Genomic DNA, 13,082 nt, shown 5'->3' on the forward strand with positions numbered 1-13,082 from the left:
GGATGGTAGGACCGGGGCGTGGTGACGATGGCGCGAAGATGCTGTTCGAGCGTGAGAAACGAATGTACGATCCGAAGCATAGGCCGGGCTGTTCTGCGTTCGTGGACTGGTGTGGAAACCGTCTCACGATAACAGAGGAGTACCGGCCTATCTCATAGGTGCCGTGTCTCGCGATGTTCGCGGCGATGTTCGTAAAATCGTGCTCGACGTACGCGAGACAAAAACCCCCTGTTCCGCCTCAAATTGATCGAGACGTAACACTCTAGCCACTATGCAGTTGACGGAACACCGAGGTATCGCCTTGTTGTCGCATGGCATTTGAATGATGACGCCCCCGGCATTGCGCCGGCGACATCGGAAGCAGCGGTTGCGCTTCTGCTCGGTTCGCGCGCGCTCATACAGGAAAAACCTGAGCTAAAGCGGCAGGCTTGGCTACTTCGTCAGGTCGTCGGGGAAGCCGATCAGGTCGACAGGTCGCTAGCGTTGCTGCTCAACGCGGCGCAGGCGCCACGCGAGCGAATCCGTCACTTCTGGCATAGCCGGCTCAAGGGACTCGCGCAGCATGCGACGCTGGGCGCGGTCAGGGATGCCGATCTGAAGATTGAAGCACATGCGCTTGATCCGGCGATTGGTCCGCAGGCTCCGGTCGCGCGCTGGGTTCTTCAGGCGCTGGCCGGCAAGATGGCGTTATATGGTCAGGGGGCGCAGCTTGTCGCACTGCCTCACGCGGAGGGCGTCGCGCTCAATCTTGTCGTCAAGGAGCTGCCGAGCGTGGACGCGCCGTGGAAGACAGACTATGAGTACAACCTGTTCCCAGCCGTCGAACTCGTCGCGTGTGTGGCGATGTGGGTATTCGGGATGCTGCTGTCCCCCGACAATGCGTGGGGCACGTTCGAAACGGTGTTCACCAGTGTCATGGTTGTCGTCGTGATCGTGTGCGGTGGCTGGCGCATCCTCGCACAGCGGCTCTATGCCGACGACGTGTGGCGCCAATACGGGTAAGCAGCGATGAACGCATTTCGGCAATTCAGCATTCCCCGGTTCGTGGCGTTGTGGTGGCTCTCGCTGCTGGCGTGTGCCGTCTGGATGACTGCGAGTTACTGGTATGTGTCGGAAGTACTGGGTACGGCAACCCCCCCTGCAATATGCGTTGATCTTTCTAAGCTTCACGGTGGGGCTGATCGCGGACGAACTGTGTGATCGATGGCGACGGCATCTCGCATGTTTCCTTCATATAGAGGATGTCGTCGACGGCGTGTGTCCTGACCGGGAACACGAGATTGCGCAGGCGGCGGTGTGGCGCTGGTATGAGCATCGAGGCAAGCCGTGGTGGATCAGTTCACATCGGGAACGGCCCCATGTGCGCACAGCGGATGCGTGGCAGCGTTTTGAGGCGTACGACCGTGCGATGAAGCGGCAGATACGCGCGGCCCGAAGCGACGAGGTATGACGTCGCATCGGCGTTCCTGGTTCACTGGCGCCGGACTGAATGCTACCTGAACAACCGCTCGCACAGAAAATCGACGAACACGCGCAGCTTCGGCGACAACTGCCGGCTCGACGGCCACACGATCGAGAACTGCCCCGGCGCGATCCGGTAGTCGTCGAGCACGGTAACGAGCGCGCCCTGTTCGAGCGCGTCGCGCGCGAGGAAGTCGGGCATGTAGCCGATGCCGAGCCCCGCGAGCACGGTGCCGCGCAGCGCCTCCATGTTGTTGCAGGTCAGCGCGGTGCGCAGCTTCAGCGGCGTGCCGTCGTCGGCCGCGAGCGCCCAGTCCTGCAGCTTGCCGGTGGTCGGGAAGCAGTAGCGCACGCAGTCGTGCGCTTCGAGATCGCGCGGCGTGCGCGGCGTGCCGGCCTGCGCGAGATACGCGGGCGTCGCGCACAGCACGAACGCGAACGGGCCGAGCCGCCGCGACATCAGGCTCGAATCCGACAGCGGGCCGCTGCGGATCACCGCGTCGAAGCCGCCTTCGACGACATCCACCATCCGGTCGTTGAAATCGAGATCGAGCTCGACGTCCGGGTAGCGCTGCCGGAATTCGGGCAGCACCGGCAGCAGGAACCGGTAGCCGATCACCGGCAGGCTCACGCGCAGCTTGCCGCGCGGGCGCTGCGCGGATGCCGTCACGGTCGCTTCCGCGTCGCGGAAATCCTCGAGGATCCGCTGGCAGCGTTCGTAGAAGTGCCGCCCTTCTTCGGTGAGCGTGACGCGCCGCGTCGTGCGGTTGAACAGGCGCACGCCGAGCGACTGTTCGAGTTTCGCGATCGTCTTGCCGACCGCCGACGCCGAGATGCCGAGCGCGCGGCCGGCCGCGACGAAGCTCAAGGCTTCGGCGGTGCGGACGAAGGCGACGATGCCGGTCAGGTTGTCCATCGAATCGAAGGCGTGCGTCGACGCACGTGGCCAAGTGAATTGCGGAATTCTAGTCCGTTATATGCGGAGCTTCGCGTGGTTTTTCGCCGATTGAATCGGATTTATCTTCTGTCGCTCTGACGGCGCATCCGCGCCGGCTTTTCGAGGAGCGATGATGGATCACCCTTTTTCAGCCGCTTCGGACCCGTCGGCACGCCGGCGCGCGTGGGTGCTGGCGGCCGTCTGCATGGCCGCCGTCGCGCTGCCGCTGTCGTTTTCGGGCGGCGCCGTCGCGACGCCCGCGATCGGCCGCGACCTGCACGGCGGGACGGTCGCGATGAACTGGATCACCAACGCGTTCATGCTCGCGTTCGGCAGTTTCCTGATGGCGGCCGGTGCGCTGGCCGACCAGTTCGGCCGCAAGCGCCTGTTCGCGATCGGCGTCGGCGGCTTCACGCTGATGTCGATCGCGCTCGCGTTCGCGCCGTCGATGCTCGCGGTCGACCTGCTGCGCGCCGCCCAAGGGCTCGCGGCGGCCGCGGCGCTGGCGGGCGGCACGGCCGCGCTTGCGCAGGAGTTCGACGGCGCGGCGCGCACGCGCGCCTTCAGCCTGCTCGGCACCACCTTCGGCATCGGGCTCGCGTTCGGGCCGGTGCTCGCCGGCGCGCTGATCGGGCATGTCGGCTGGCGCGCGATCTTCGTGGCGAGCGCGGTGGCCGGCGGGCTGTCGCTCGTATTCGGGCTGCCGCGCATGCACGAGTCGCGCGACCCGCACGCGACGGGGCTCGACTGGCCCGGCACGGCCGCGTTCACCACCGCGCTGACGCTGTTCACGTTCGGCGTGATCGAGGCGCCCGCGCGCGGCTGGTCGAGCCCGCTGGTGATCGCGCTGCTGGCCGGCGCGGCGCTCGGCGCGTGTGCGTTCGTCGCGATCGAGACGCGCGTCGCGCGGCCGATGCTCGACCTGTCGCTGTTCCGGATCGCGCGCTTCGTCGGCGTGCAGGTGCTGCCGGTGTCGACCTGCTGCTGCTACATCGTGCTGCTCGTCGTGTTGCCGCTGCGCTTCATCGGCATCGACGGCTTCAGCGAGATCGACGCCGGCTGGCTGATGCTCGCGATTTCCGCGCCGATGCTGGTCGTGCCGTTCATCGCGGCGACGCTCACGCGCTGGCTGTCGGCGGGCGTGATCTCGGGGCTCGGGCTCCTGATCGCGGCGGCCGGGCTCGTGTGGCTGGGCATCGTGCTGCGCAGCGGCGCAGGGCTCGCGGCGATCACGCCGATGGTGACGATCGGCGTCGGGGCCGGGATGCCGTGGGGGCTGATGGACGGGCTGTCGGTGAGCGTCGTGCCGAAGGAGCGCGCGGGGATGGCGACGGGGATTTTCAGCACGACGCGCGTGGCCGGCGAGGGGATCGCGCTCGCGATCGTCGGTGCGGTGCTGGCCGGGCTCGCGCGGACCGGGCTGACGCAGGCGGCGGGTGCCGCCGGCACGCCTGACGCGACGCTGCGTGCGGCGGCGCGGCTCGCGACCGGCGATCTCGCGGGCGCGGCGGCCGTGTTGCCGGGTGTCGGGCATGCGGCGCTGCTCGCGAGCTACACGCATGCGTTCGATCGATTGTTGATCGGGCTGGCGGTCGTGACGGTGCTGTGTGCAGGGGTGGTGTTCGCGTTTCTCGGCGGGCGGCGGGTGGCTGCCGAAACGGGCGACGATACCGACGGGCACGCGCATGCCGACGTGCCGGTGCACAGCCGGATCGAAGCAGCGTGTGCGGAGACGCACGGGCGTTGAGCGTCGCGTCATCGCGCACAGGGCGCGTCGGGCTGGACGGCCGGCGCGTCGTTTCCATTACGTCAGCTGCATTCGCACGCTGACGATCCGCCACGCCCATCACGCCAGCACCAGCGGCGGCAGTGCCGCATCCGCCCGTGCCTGCGCATGTTCCACTTCAACCACCACATGGCGCCGCGCATCGGGCCACAGATGCGCGCGGCTTGCCGCATCCTCGTCGATCGTAGCGCGCCCCTGCACGAGCCAGGTCGTCTGCCGCACGAAGTCGACGAACAGCAGCGCGATGACCGGATTCACGAGCAGGTTGCCGATCGTGTTGAACAGATTGTTGCCCGCGAAGTCGGGCAGCACGAGCGTACGGCGGTCGGGCAGGTCGACGAGCGGCTCGAACGAGCCGTCCGCGCGTGGCTGGCGGCCGCGATACGAGCAGTCGCTGTTGCCGGCCGCGTCGGCGGTCGCGACGATCAGGAACGCCTGCTCGCGGATGAACGCGATGGCGTCGTCGGTCAGGGGGCCGCGGTCGTTCATGGTGTCGGTCGGCGCACACGCCGTTGCGTGGGAATGCGCAGGGCGCATGCAAGCGACATGCCACGCGGCGCGGCCTGCCTCCGCGCGCAGATGCGCTCGCGCACTGTGGAAATTTCGAACACCGTCCCGGCGCGCTGCGCAACCGTGCTGTTCAGAATCGGCACACCCGCCATGCTGCGTCGGTGAACACGGCACGGTGCGCACGCGGGCCGGCCGGGGTTACCGTGTTTCCGTCCTGTTTGGCACGCATGTTGCGTAAACGAGGGCAGCGCAATGCCAACCGGCGCTGTACTCACACAAGCACGATGAACAGGAGACATGTATGAACCCGTTTGACCTGAAGCAACTGGGCCTCGACGTCGAATACCCGTACCGTCAGCAATACGACAACTACATCGGCGGCAAGTGGGTTCCGCCGGTGAAAGGTGAGTACTTCGAGAACGTGTCGCCGATCAACGGCCAGCCGTTCTGTCACATACCGCGCTCGGGCGCCGACGACATCGAGCTCGCGCTCGACGCCGCGCACGCCGCGCGCCGCAAGTGGGGCAAGACGTCGGTCGCCGAGCGCGCGAACCTGCTGCTCGCCGCCGCCGACCGGATGGAAAAGAACCTGAAGCTGCTGGCGGTGGCCGAGACGATCGACAACGGCAAGCCGCTGCGCGAGACGATGGCGGCCGACCTGCCGCTCGCGATCGACCACTTCCGCTACTTCGCGGGCTGCATCCGCGCGCAGGAAGGCGGCATCTCCGAAATCGACGACAACACCGTCGCGTATCACTTCCACGAACCGCTCGGCGTCGTCGGCCAGATCATCCCGTGGAACTTCCCGCTGCTGATGGCCGCATGGAAGCTCGCGCCGGCGCTCGCGGCCGGCTGCTGCGTGGTGATGAAGCCGGCCGAGCAGACGCCCGCGTCGGTGCTGGTGCTGATGGAGCTGATCGGCGACCTGTTCCCGGCCGGCACGATCAACATCGTGAACGGCTTCGGCAAGGAAGCGGGCGAAGCGCTCGCGACCAGCAAGCGCATCGCGAAGATCGCGTTCACGGGCTCGACGCCGGTCGGCAAGCACATCCTGCGCGCCGCGGCCGACAGCCTGATCCCGTCGACGGTCGAACTGGGCGGCAAGAGCCCGAACATCTTCTTCGCCGACGTGCTCGACCAGGACGACGCGTTCCTCGACAAGGCGCTCGAAGGGCTCGCGATGTTCGCGCTGAACCAGGGCGAAGTGTGCACGTGCCCGTCGCGGATCCTGATCCAGGAATCGATCTACGAGAAGTTCATCGAGAAGGCGGTTGCGCGGGTCGAGCGCATCAAGGCCGGCCACCCGCTCGACCTGCAGACGATGATCGGCGCGCAGGCCTCGCAGCAGCAGCTCGACAAGATCCTGTCGTACATCGACATCGGCCGCGGCGAAGGCGCGCAATGCCTGACGGGCGGCGAGCGCACGGCGCCGGCGGCGGAACTCGGCACGGGCTACTACGTGAAACCGACGATGCTGCTCGGCAACAACAAGATGCGCGTGTTCCAGGAAGAGATCTTCGGGCCGGTCGCGTCGGTGATGACGTTCAAGGACGAGCAGGACGCGATCGAACTCGCGAACGACACGTTCTACGGGCTCGGCGCGGGCGTGTGGACGCGCAACGGCACGCGTGCGTACCGGATGGGCCGCGAGGTCGAGGCCGGCCGCGTGTGGACCAACTGCTATCACCTTTATCCCGCGCATGCGGCGTTCGGTGGCTACAAGCAGTCGGGGATCGGCCGCGAGACGCACAAGATGGCGCTGTCGAACTATCAGCAGACGAAGTGCCTGCTGGTGAGCTACCAGGCCGAGGCGCTCGGGTTCTTCTGATCCCGCGTGCGCGTCCTGACCGGCTGGCGGCGCGGTATGCGTCGGCCGGTCGGGGCGCCGTCTTGAGCGGAAAAGCTTCGGACACCGGAGGGTCGTCGAGTGCGTGTCGTGTCGGGCGACGGTGGTTGCCTGGCCGACCACGGGTGCGCGGATGCGTGCCGCGCGGCCGACCGGTGATCCGGAGATTGACCGTTTCCGCCCATTCGCATTTGCAACCTGGTACCGGCGCGCATTGTCGCGGCCTTCGCCGGAAACGATACCGATGGTCGTTCGTTTTCCGCGGCAAGTCGAGCCGGCGCGCCGGCCGTAAAACCCCATGTCAGAACCGCCCCGATCCTATCCGCGCCATCCCGTGTTCCACGCAGGTGAACTCGACGCGCAACACCGTTTCGGCGTCGCCGACGAGGCCGAGCGGATGAGCGACGTCGTGACGACGCGGCTGAGCATCGGCGTGCGGCAGTTCATCGAGACCCAGCCATTCATGTTCGTCGGCACGGCGTGCGGCGGCCAGGCGGGCGTGACCTGCGACATCGTGCAGAGCCGGCGCGACGCGAACGGCGACCTGCTGCCGGTCGTGCGCGTGATCGATACGAAGACGCTGCGCTTCGTGCTGCCGGTGTACGGCGAGGGCGACGGTGGCCGGATCGATGCGGCGCGGTGTAATGGCAGCGGCGTCGGGTTGCTGTTCGTCGACTTCATGCGCGGTATCCGTTACCGGATCAACGGGCGCGCGACGCTGCGGACGGATCTGTCCGAGGCGGACGCGGCGCCGTGGCCGGCCGGCTGCGCGATCGTCGAGCTGGCGGTCGCGCAGGTGTACGGCAATTGCGGCACGCGGGTCGTGCGGCTGCGGCCCGCGAACGGTGGCTAGCCGGCCGCCGTGTATCGCGCCGGATGGGCGGCGCGCACCGGGTGCGCCGGCGTGGCGCGTGCCGCACTGGCGGAGTGCGTACGGCTGGGCGTTTGGATGTGCCTACATGGCGCGCGCAGGCCGCGCGGGCGCCGAATGACGGGCTTTGCGCAGGTCGCGCACGGTTCGGCACGGGACTTGCGTGACAGGTGCGGTTCCGGGCAGGTGAAGGAGGACACGATGGATCAATACGTGGCGTGCAGCAAAGAACCGACGGCCGAAGACACGCGGCGCAACGCGCAGGGCGACGATGCGCTGGCCGGGCAGGCGGTCGTCAGCGTCGCGCATGACGCCGACGAGCAGGCGCGCAACCTGATCGGCTGGCGGCAGACCTACGACCAGCTCGCGGCCGGCCGCTTCGTCGGCACGCTGACCGAGCTGCCGCTCGACACGATGAAGCTGTTTCGCGAATCGACGAGCCACCTGCTGCGCCAGGCGTGCGAGGTGCGCGGCGACGCGTACTGGTTCGGCATCCCGCTCGTGAGCGACGGCACCGCGCGCGTCGATGCGTGCCGCATCGGGCCGGGTGCGCTCGCGTTCCGGCCCGGCAACGTCGAGTTCGAACTGGTGACGCCCGCGCAGTTCTCGATCTACGGCGTCGTCGTGCGCGGCGACGTGCTGCGTCACTACGCGGAAGAGGTCGAGCACTGCGCGCTCGACGAGCGGCTGTTCACGCAGCGCGTGATGCAGGTCGGCGATGCGCGGCTCGCGCGCCTGTGCGCACTGCTCGGCCGACGGCTCGACGGTGCGGTGGCGATGGCCGGCCCGCTGGCCGATGCGCAGCGTGACGACCTGCAGGGCGAGGTGCTGGCCGCGCTGTTCGACGTGTGCGCGCAACCGGCCGACGACGACGCCGGCCGTGCGCCGTCGACGCGCCGCTGGATCGTCGAGCAGGCACGCGACTACGTGCTTGCGCACCGCACGCGCCCGGTCGGCGTGCCCGAGCTGTGCGAGCAGTTGCACGTGAGCCGGCGCACGCTGCAGTACTGCTTCCAGGACGTGCTCGGCATGGCGCCCGCGACCTATCTGCGCACGTTGCGGCTGAACGGCGCGCGGCGCGACCTGTGCGGCCGCGCGGCCGGTTCGGTGCAGGACGTGGCGGAGGCGTGGGGCTTCTGGCATCTCAGCCAGTTCGCGACGGATTACCGGCGGCTGTTCGGCAAGCGGCCGTCGGAGACGCTGCGCGATCGCGCGGTGATGGTGGCGGTGGGGTGAGCGCGGGGCGGTAGTCGAAGCGGTTCTTGGTTCGGCTTAGGCACCGGCACTGACATCGACTCAGGCTCAGGCTCAGGCTCAGGCTCAGGCTCAGGCGGCGCGTACACGCAGCAGCGACGCTTTCGGCCTCGCAACCGGCCGCCGCCGCCCTGTTTCCCTATTCGGCCGTAGCCGCCGCTTCGCGCGGCGCGGGCCACGCCAGCGCATCCCAGTCGATCGCGCGATAGGCGGCCTCGACCGCCGCGAGATCGGCCGGCCGCTCGCTGCGATGCATCCCGCGCAATTCGGCGGGCACGTCGAGCGCGACCGGCACGCAATGCGGATAGTCGCGCACGCGCAGCGCCGGCCCGATCGTCGTGAAGCACGCGAGCGTCGGCACGTCGAAACCGTCGGCGAGATGCAGCGCTGCCGTGTCGGGCGCGAACAGCAGGCTGGCACCCTTGACCCATGCCATGAACCGGGCCGTACCGCCGGCCGCATCGGCGCTCACGTCGACATACGCGGGATGCGCGACGGGCCAGAACCCGGCGACCGGCAACCCGTAGCGCTGCACGAGCTGCTCGACGATCGTTGCCTGCAGTGCCGGCGGCACGCTGCGCAACGCGGTGCTCGCGGTCGCGCAGAACAGCACGTACGGGCGCTGCCATTGCGCAGGCAACGCAGGCAGCGGCAACTGCGCGAGCCAGCGGTTGCGCTTGGCCGACGCCGGCACCGACGCGGGTTCCACGCCGAGCGCGTCGAGGAAGAAATCGATCATCGGCAGCCGCGCGAACGCGGGCCAGTACAGGTGATTGCCGACGTCGATGCACGGCGCGTCCGCCGGCAGCGCGCCGGCGGGGTACGGCAGTGCGCGCGACGGCGCGACGCTGTCGGCAGCGAGCGCATACAGCGCCTCGACATAACCCGGCGCGCAGGCCGGTCGATACAGCGTGAAGTGCAGGCCCGGGTGCGCGGCGCGCAGCGCGGCGAGGGCCGTGAGCCCGATCACTGAATCGCCGAGCGTGACACCCATCCCGTTGATCACGTGTACGTGCCGTGCGCTGTCGTAGTCGAGCCTGAACGGCCGGTGCGCGGCGTGCAGCAGGCCGCGTGCGGGCGCGGCCGGCACGTTGCCGCCGGCACGCGCGCCGCCGTGCTCCAGGTCATAAGGCGCGACGAGCGTGCCATCCGGCGCGAGCAGCGTGCCAGGGAACGTGAGTGCGTCGTCGTGCGACAGCGCGACGCCGGGCGGCGCGGCGTACGTGTCCACCGTCATCCGCCGCGCGCGCGGCGGCCCTGCTCGCGGATCTGTTCGAGCGTCGCGGCCGGCGTGCTGGCGTCCTGCGGGATGCGGATCTCGATCAGTGCAGGCAGCCCGCTGGTCAGCGCGCGCTCGAGCGCGGGCGCGAAATCGGCGGTGCGCTCGACGGTCTCGCCATGCGCGCCGAACGCGCGCGCATACGCGGCGAAATCGGGATTCGTGAGCCCCGTGCCATGCACGCGCCCCGGGTAGTTGCGCTCCTGATGCATGCGGATCGTGCCGAAATGCCCGTTGTTGACGACGATCACGACGATGTTCAGCCCGTACTGCATCGCGGTCGCGAGCTCGTTGCCGGCCATCATGAAGCAGCCGTCACCCGCGAGCGCGACGACGGCGCGCGACGGGTACAGCGACTTCGCGGCAAGCGCGGCCGGCACGCCGTAGCCCATCGCGCCGCTGGTCGGCGCGAGCTGCGAGCGGAAGTGCCGGTACGCGAAGTGGCGATGCAGCCAGATCGCATAGTTGCCGGCGCCGTTGGTGAGGATCGCGTCATGCGGCAGGCGCTCGCGCAGCTGCACCATCACGTCGCCGAGCTGGACGTCGCCGGGCATCGGCAGCGGCGCATGCCATTCGCGATACGCGCGATGCGCGTCGGCAGCGGTGCCGGCCCATGCGGGGTGTTCGAGCGGCTCGAGCGCGGCGAGCGGCGCGGCGATTTCGGGCATGCCCGACACGATCGGCAGGTCGGCCGCATACACGCGGCCAAGCTCGTCCGCACCCTGGTGCACGTGGATCAGCGTCTGGCGTGTCTTCGGGATGTCGAGCAGCGTGTAGCCGCCGGTCGTCGCTTCGCCGAGACGCGGCCCGATCACGAGCAGCAGGTCGGCGTCGCGGATGCGCTTCGCGAGCGCGGGGTTGATCCCGAGCCCGACGTCGCCCGCGTAGTTCGGGTGCGCGTTGTCGATCGTGTCCTGGTAGCGGAACGCGCAGGCCACCGGCAACTGCCAGCGCTCGACGAAGGTGCGCAGGTTCGCGCACGCGTCGGGTGTCCAGCCGCTGCCGCCGACGATCGCGAACGGCCGTTCCGCGCGCGCGAGCCGCTCGCGCAGTTCATCGAGCTGCGCGGCCGACGGCGCGGCCGCGACGCGTTTCGCGGCCGGCACGACCGGCTGCGGCGCGCACGCTTCGGACAGCACGTCTTCCGGCAGCGCGAGTACGACCGGGCCGGGACGGCCGGACGTCGCGACATGGAACGCGTGGCTCAGGTATTCGGGAATGCGGCGCGGGTCGTCGATCTGCGCGACCCATTTCGCCATCTGGCCGAACATCCGCCGATAGTCGATTTCCTGGAAGGCTTCGCGGTCGAGGTGCTCGCGGGCGCACTGGCCGACGAACAGGATCATCGGCGTCGAATCCTGGAACGCGGTGTGCACGCCGATCGACGCGTGGGTCGCGCCGGGCCCGCGTGTGACGAACGCGATGCCGGGCCGGCCGGTGAGCTTGCCGACGGCCTCGGCCATGTTCGCGGCGGCCGCCTCGTGGCGGCAGACGACCGTCTGGATGCGCGCGGTGTCGTCCGCCAGCGCATCGAGTACGGCGAGGAAACTCTCGCCCGGCACGCAGAACACGCGTTCGACGTGATTGGCGAGCAACGCATCGACGAGCAGTCGCGCGCCGGTGGTGGCGGGCTGCTCGAGATCCTTGGAATGCGACATGGGCTGCCGTCTCCCTGGGTAGCGGGACGTACAGCTTACGCCGGTTGGCCGGGCGTCGGTATGCCGGCCGGTGAAAAGTGTCGGAACGGTGAGCGGTTCGGCGTCGGCTGGCCGATTGGCCAGCTTGTGCACGCTTGCGTGACGGCGGAAAGTGAGCGCCAGGGACGTAGACCTGACGCTTGTCTCGATCCGGTACGCAGGCATCCCAAATAACAATAAAATGGGATGCCATTCAATAGTAAAATTTTAGAGAATGAGCGAAGAAAGGGGGGCGAGAATCGCCATGACGACCGAAACGATCGATCAAAAGACACTAACGGAGTTGGTCGAAGCCGGCGCGGTGTGCGCGGCCCGCGTGGTCGGTTGCGGCAACGGCTGGGCGCTGTCGGCCCGTTGCGGTGCGAACGAACGCTTCCTGTCGGCCAAGCGCGGCGACGTGCGGGTGTTTCGCCGTTTCGAAACGCTGGTCGGCTTTCTGCGAGACATCGGCATCAGCCGGTTCGACGTGGATGCATCGACGTTCGATCCGGATGCGGCCGGTCGGGCGGCCAGGCCCGATCGTTCAGCCGCGTTGAAGGCGGCGCACGAGGCCGCAGCCCACGACCGCTGGTTTCGCGAACAGGTTCAGCAGGCGCTGGACGATCCGCGTGCGTCGATTCTCGACGCCGAAGTCAGCGCCGACTTCGCGTCGCGCCGTGCGGCGCTGCGTGAGCGACTCGCGGGCAGGCGCGGGGATGCTTCTTGACCCTCGAGCTGCACTGGAATCCGAAGGCGTACGAGGATCGCGCCGCGATCATGGACTACATCGCCGAGAATGACCCGCTGGCCGCGCTCGAACTCGACGAACTGCTGGAACAAAGGGCGGCGGCGTTACCGGCTCACGCCGAGTTGTATCGGCAAGGGTGGGTGGCCGGCACGCGCGAGCTGGTGATCGCGCCGAACTATGTGGTCGTGTATCGCATCCGGCCGGCCGAGGGCGTCGTGGAGATCCTTCGTGTGTTGCATGCACGACGGCAGTGGCCGTGATGCGGTATCTGCACGGGCTGATTCACCAGGTGTGGGTGGGGCCACGCCCGGAACGGAGAAGACTGCCGGGGCGGCGTGTGTTTTCGAATCGATGCCGGGTGGATGACCATGCGCGCGCCTGGACGTACATCATCGACTGCATGATTTAACGGATATCTCCGGTACATCCGGATGTGGGAGAAAGACATGTACACCACAAAGGTATTTCGGAATGGCAACGCGCAGGCCGTGCAAATTCCTGCCGACCTCGCCTATGAACGCAGCGATATCGAGCTGGAAATCAAGCGCGTCGGCGACGAGATCCGTATTCGGCCGGTGCGACGGCCTTTGACCCATGTGCTCGAGAAATTCGCGAAATTCGGGCCGGATTTCATGGCCGATGGGCATCGCGACCAGAAGCAGGCCGAACGCAAGGATGGGTGATTTTGCACCCGATGGTCATGCGAGACGCGGA

The 13,082-nt window shown here is 68.2% G+C and carries 12 protein-coding genes; 8 read left to right on the forward strand and 4 right to left on the reverse strand.

Features of this window, described 5'->3' with window-relative positions:
- Nucleotides 1–318: 318 nt before the first annotated feature.
- Nucleotides 319–1,002, forward strand: a complete 684-nt coding sequence (locus tag CFB82_RS00740; RefSeq protein WP_089483199.1) for a hypothetical protein — start codon at nt 319–321, stop codon at nt 1,000–1,002.
- 490 nt (nt 1,003–1,492) lie between these two features.
- On the opposite strand, the gene CFB82_RS00745 is transcribed toward CFB82_RS00740, so the two are convergent.
- Nucleotides 1,493–2,377, reverse strand: coding sequence for a LysR family transcriptional regulator (locus CFB82_RS00745; protein WP_069246801.1), 885 nt, complete (start codon nt 2,375–2,377; stop codon nt 1,493–1,495).
- Between the two features lie 154 nt (nt 2,378–2,531).
- On the opposite strand from CFB82_RS00745, the gene CFB82_RS00750 reads away from it, so the two are divergent.
- The gene (locus CFB82_RS00750) at nt 2,532–4,145 is read left to right on the forward strand and encodes an MFS transporter (RefSeq protein WP_069249194.1); all 1,614 of its coding nucleotides are present in this window, start codon (nt 2,532–2,534) and stop codon (nt 4,143–4,145) included.
- A 99-nt stretch (nt 4,146–4,244) separates the two neighbouring features.
- Here CFB82_RS00750 and CFB82_RS00755 read toward each other — a convergent pair whose 3' ends face one another.
- On the reverse strand, nt 4,245–4,721 hold the full coding sequence (locus tag CFB82_RS00755) for a pyridoxamine 5'-phosphate oxidase family protein (protein WP_089444742.1): 477 nt from the start codon (nt 4,719–4,721) through the stop codon (nt 4,245–4,247).
- A gap of 274 nt (nt 4,722–4,995) precedes the next feature.
- On the opposite strand from CFB82_RS00755, the gene exaC reads away from it, so the two are divergent.
- From exaC to CFB82_RS00770, 3 genes are all read left to right on the forward strand, one after another.
- Entirely contained in the window at nt 4,996–6,522 is a 1,527-nt protein-coding gene (gene exaC, locus CFB82_RS00760; protein ID WP_069246803.1) for an acetaldehyde dehydrogenase ExaC, read from the forward strand.
- Between the two features lie 316 nt (nt 6,523–6,838).
- Nucleotides 6,839–7,393 (forward strand): hypothetical protein, encoded by a 555-nt coding sequence (locus tag CFB82_RS00765; protein WP_069246804.1) that lies wholly within the window; start codon nt 6,839–6,841, stop codon nt 7,391–7,393.
- Between the two features lie 219 nt (nt 7,394–7,612).
- The gene (locus tag CFB82_RS00770; RefSeq protein WP_069249195.1) at nt 7,613–8,647 is read left to right on the forward strand and encodes a helix-turn-helix domain-containing protein; all 1,035 of its coding nucleotides are present in this window, start codon (nt 7,613–7,615) and stop codon (nt 8,645–8,647) included.
- Nucleotides 8,648–8,804: 157 nt separating this feature from the next.
- Here the strand turns inward: CFB82_RS00770 and CFB82_RS00775 are convergent, their stop codons facing one another.
- Both CFB82_RS00775 and CFB82_RS00780 read right to left on the reverse strand, forming a co-directional pair.
- Complete coding sequence (locus CFB82_RS00775; RefSeq protein ID WP_069246805.1) at nt 8,805–9,902, reverse strand: ADP-heptose--LPS heptosyltransferase; 1,098 nt, start codon at nt 9,900–9,902, stop codon at nt 8,805–8,807.
- Nucleotides 9,899–11,602: a thiamine pyrophosphate-binding protein gene (locus tag CFB82_RS00780; RefSeq protein WP_069246806.1), complete on the reverse strand. Its 1,704-nt coding sequence runs from the start codon at nt 11,600–11,602 to the stop codon at nt 9,899–9,901. The genes CFB82_RS00775 and CFB82_RS00780 overlap by 4 nt, the downstream gene beginning before the upstream one ends.
- Nucleotides 11,603–11,885: 283 nt before the next feature.
- Here CFB82_RS00780 and CFB82_RS00785 point away from each other — a divergent pair, with 283 nt between their 5' ends.
- From CFB82_RS00785 to CFB82_RS00795, 3 genes are all read left to right on the forward strand, one after another.
- A complete protein-coding gene (locus tag CFB82_RS00785; RefSeq protein ID WP_069246807.1) occupies nt 11,886–12,347 on the forward strand; it encodes a hypothetical protein in 462 nt (153 codons plus the stop codon).
- Complete coding sequence (locus tag CFB82_RS00790) at nt 12,344–12,628, forward strand: type II toxin-antitoxin system RelE/ParE family toxin (protein WP_069246808.1); 285 nt, start codon at nt 12,344–12,346, stop codon at nt 12,626–12,628. The genes CFB82_RS00785 and CFB82_RS00790 overlap by 4 nt, the downstream gene beginning before the upstream one ends.
- A gap of 186 nt (nt 12,629–12,814) precedes the next feature.
- Complete coding sequence (locus tag CFB82_RS00795; RefSeq protein ID WP_069249196.1) at nt 12,815–13,051, forward strand: antitoxin; 237 nt, start codon at nt 12,815–12,817, stop codon at nt 13,049–13,051.
- The last annotated feature ends 31 nt before the right edge of the window (nt 13,052–13,082 follow it).

Source organism: Burkholderia sp. HI2714, from assembly GCF_002223085.1.
Taxonomy (GTDB): domain Bacteria; phylum Pseudomonadota; class Gammaproteobacteria; order Burkholderiales; family Burkholderiaceae; genus Burkholderia; species Burkholderia lata_D.

Bases quoted from the DNA above. Each gene is read 5' to 3' on its own strand.
- CFB82_RS00745 (WP_069246801.1), bottom strand. From the start codon at position 2,377: ATGGACAACCTGACCGGCATCGTCGCCTTCGTCCGCACCGCCGAAGCC.
- CFB82_RS00750 (WP_069249194.1), top strand. From the start codon at position 2,532: ATGGATCACCCTTTTTCAGCCGCTTCGGACCCGTCGGCACGCCGGCGC.
- CFB82_RS00755 (WP_089444742.1), bottom strand. From the start codon at position 4,721: ATGCGCCCTGCGCATTCCCACGCAACGGCGTGTGCGCCGACCGACACC.
- exaC (WP_069246803.1), top strand. From the start codon at position 4,996: ATGAACCCGTTTGACCTGAAGCAACTGGGCCTCGACGTCGAATACCCG.
- CFB82_RS00765 (WP_069246804.1), top strand. From the start codon at position 6,839: ATGTCAGAACCGCCCCGATCCTATCCGCGCCATCCCGTGTTCCACGCA.
- CFB82_RS00770 (WP_069249195.1), top strand. From the start codon at position 7,613: ATGGATCAATACGTGGCGTGCAGCAAAGAACCGACGGCCGAAGACACG.
- CFB82_RS00775 (WP_069246805.1), bottom strand. From the start codon at position 9,902: ATGACGGTGGACACGTACGCCGCGCCGCCCGGCGTCGCGCTGTCGCAC.
- CFB82_RS00780 (WP_069246806.1), bottom strand. From the start codon at position 11,602: ATGTCGCATTCCAAGGATCTCGAGCAGCCCGCCACCACCGGCGCGCGA.
- CFB82_RS00785 (WP_069246807.1), top strand. From the start codon at position 11,886: ATGACGACCGAAACGATCGATCAAAAGACACTAACGGAGTTGGTCGAA.
- CFB82_RS00795 (WP_069249196.1), top strand. From the start codon at position 12,815: ATGTACACCACAAAGGTATTTCGGAATGGCAACGCGCAGGCCGTGCAA.